At 73.5% G+C, this 2,926-nt stretch carries 2 protein-coding genes; one reads left to right on the top strand and one right to left on the bottom strand.

Annotated elements, in window-relative coordinates; all coding sequences use genetic code 11:
• Positions 1 to 89: 89 nt before the first annotated feature.
• Positions 90 to 923: a class I SAM-dependent methyltransferase gene (locus ADL22_RS12880; protein WP_066977439.1), complete on the bottom strand. Its 834-nt coding sequence runs from the start codon at positions 921 to 923 to the stop codon at positions 90 to 92.
• A gap of 246 nt (positions 924 to 1,169) precedes the next feature.
• On the opposite strand from ADL22_RS12880, the gene ADL22_RS12875 reads away from it, so the two are divergent.
• A partial coding sequence (locus ADL22_RS12875; protein WP_066977436.1) for a S9 family peptidase occupies positions 1,170 to 2,926 on the top strand: 1,757 nt, incomplete at its 3' end.

Raw genomic sequence — 2,926 nt, 5'->3', positions numbered from 1 at the left:
GGCGGGGGGAGGTTGGGGCGTACGGGACGCCGGTGGGCGGCTGGGGCCGATGCGGCACCCGGGCCGGTCGGGGCGGTCGGGCGCTCGGCTCAGGCCGGCTTGGTGGCCTTCAGGGAATACATGAGCGGGACCCTGGGCCGGCCCTCCGGGAAGCGGTAGCAGCCGTCCTCGCCCCGCCGCAGCACCCCGAACCGCTGGAACAGCGTCATGTCGTGCTCGTGCAGGAACTCGATCCGCAGCCCGGCGGCCGCCACCGCGCTGACCACGTCCCCCAGGGGGTGCAGCCATTCCACGCTCCTGTTGTGGACCGTCTCGGCGCCGAAGTCCGTATAGCTGCCGGGGGTTTCCTCGTCCCACGCCTCCCGGCGGAAGTAGTCGTAGGTGACCTGCGAGCCGGACGTCTCGTCCAGCACATCGCCCAGTGGGTGGAATTCGGCCAGGTACAGGAAACCGCCGGGGGTGATCAGCGACGCGGCGGTCTCGGCCCACGCGGCCAGGTCCGGGAGCCAGTTCACCGCCCCGATGCCGGTGTAGACGATGTCGTACGCGGTGTCCGGCACCGCCTCGGCGGCGTCGTAGACATCGGCGGCGACGAACGCCGCGCGGTCCGGGCCGTAGCCGAGTTCGGCCGCCAGATCGCGGGCGGCCTCGATGGCCGGCTCGGAGAAGTCCAGGCCGACGACGCGGGCGGCGCCGCGGTGTGCCCACGACAGCGTGTCCTGGCCGAAATGGCACTGCAGATGTAGCAGGCTCCGGCCGGTGACATCGCCGACCTCCGCGGCCTCGAAGTCCCGGATCACGTCGCGGGTCCGCCGGAATGCCGATTGGTCGTAATAATCGCTCGCGGTGTGGATGGCGACGCGCTCGTCCCACCTCGCGCGATTCGCCTCGCGCCAGTCGTCGGGCCCGGTCTGTTTTCGCATACGGCGAAGTTATCCACAGCCTTTCGGCCTCGCCAACGGACTTTCCCACCGCGGGCGCAGAATGGCCCCATGACTGACGAGACCACAGGCCCCGGCCGCACGCCCACCGACCCGCCCCCCGCCGCTTCCTCCTCTTCCTCTTCCCTGTCTTCTCCCTCCGCCGACGCGGTAGGGAACGCGGAGAGCGCGGAAGGCGCGGAGGGGGCGGAGAGCACGGCGGCGGCCGCGGGCGGGCCGGCGGCCGGCATGCCGGACTGGGAGAAGCGCTTCCGCGCCCCGCGGATCGGGCTGCCGGAGTGGGCCGAGTACGCCCCGGACCGCTCCCTGTTCGTCTCGAACGCCACCGGCACCTTCGAGCTCTACGCCTGGGACCGCGCGGCCGGCACCCAGCGCCAGGCCACCGACCGCCCCAACGGCACCACCGACGGGACGCTCTCCCCCGACGGGGAGTGGATCTGGTGGTTCTCCGACACCGACGGGGACGAGTTCGGCGTCTGGATGCGGCAGCCGTTCGCCGGCGGCCCCGACGAACCGGCCGCCCCCGGGCTCGACCCGTCCTATCCGGGCGGGCTGGCCCTCGGCCGGGACGGCACCGCGGTCATCGGCCGCTCCACCGACGAGGAGGGCTCGACGATCCACGTCGTACGGCCCGGCGCGCCGCCGGTGGAGATCTACCGGCACCGCGAGTCGGCGGGCGTCGGCGACCTCTCGCACGACGGCTCGCTGATCGCCATCGAGCACACCGAGCACGGCGACGCCATGCACTCCGCCATCCGGGTGGTGCGGCCGGACGGTTCGACGGTCGCGGAGCTCGACGACACCAACGGCGGCACCGAGGAGCTGGGCCTGTCGGTGATGGGTTTCGCACCGGTCGACGGCGACAGCCGGCTGCTGGTGGGGCACCAGCGGCGGGGCCGCTGGGAGCCGATGATCTGGGACCCGCTGACGGGCGTGGAGACCGCGCTGGAGATCGACCTGCCCGGTGACGTGGGCGCCGACTGGTATCCCGACGGCTCCGCGCTCCTGGTGGAGCACGAGTACCAGGCCCGCAGCGAGCTGTGGCGCTACGCCCTGGACGGGTCGGCGGCGGACGGCGCGGCCGGCCGGCTGAGCCGCGTCGAGACCCCGGCGGGCACGGTCTCCGGCGCGACGGCGCGGCCGGACGGGACGGTGGAGTTCCTGTGGTCGTCCGCCGCCCAGCCGCCGGAGGTCCGGTCGACGGCCGGGGCCGTGGTCCTCGATCCGCCCGGTATGAAGGCCCCCGGTTCCGTCCCGGTGACGGACGCCTGGGTGGACGGCCCCGGCGGCCGGATCCACGCCCTGGTGCAGCGGCCGGCCGGCGAGGGCCCGTTCCCCACGGTCTTCGACATCCACGGCGGCCCCACCTGGCACGACAGCGACGCCTTCGCCTCATCGCCCGCCGCCTGGGTGGACCACGGCTTCGCCGTCGTCCGCGTCAACTACCGCGGGTCGACCGGCTACGGCCGCGCCTGGACGGACGCCCTCAAGCACCGCGTCGGGCTGATCGAGCTGGAGGACATCGCCGCGGTACGGGAATGGGCCGTCGCCTCCGGCCTCGCGGACCCGGAGCGGCTGGTGCTGGCCGGCGGCTCCTGGGGCGGCTATCTGACCCTGCTCGGCCTGGGCACCCAGCCGGACGCCTGGGCGGTGGGCCTGGCCGCGGTCCCGGTGGCGGACTACGTCACGGCGTACCACGACGAGATGGAAGCGCTGAAGGCCATGGACCGCACCCTGCTGGGCGGGACACCCGAGGAGGTCCCCGAGCGGTTCGCGGCGTCCTCACCGCTGACGTACGTCGACGCCGTACGGGCCCCGGTGTACATCTCCGCGGGCGTCAACGACCCGCGCTGCCCGATCCGGCAGGTCGAGAACTACGTCCGGCGCCTGGAAGAGCGCGGCCACCCGCACGAGGTCTACCGCTACGACGCCGGCCACGGCTCCCTGGTCGTCGAGGAGCGCATCAAGCAGGTCCGGCTGGAGCT

The sequence above is a fragment of the Streptomyces sp. NRRL F-4489 genome (genome assembly GCF_001509485.1).
GTDB lineage: Bacteria > Actinomycetota > Actinomycetes > Streptomycetales > Streptomycetaceae > Streptomyces.
Note: the sequence above shows the minus strand (reverse complement) of the source record. Positions and strands in the feature narration are given on the sequence as shown.

Coding starts and splice junctions, on each gene's coding strand:
- ADL22_RS12880 (WP_066977439.1), bottom strand. CDS start 923: ATGCGAAAACAGACCGGGCCCGACGACTGGCGCGAGGCGAATCGCGCG.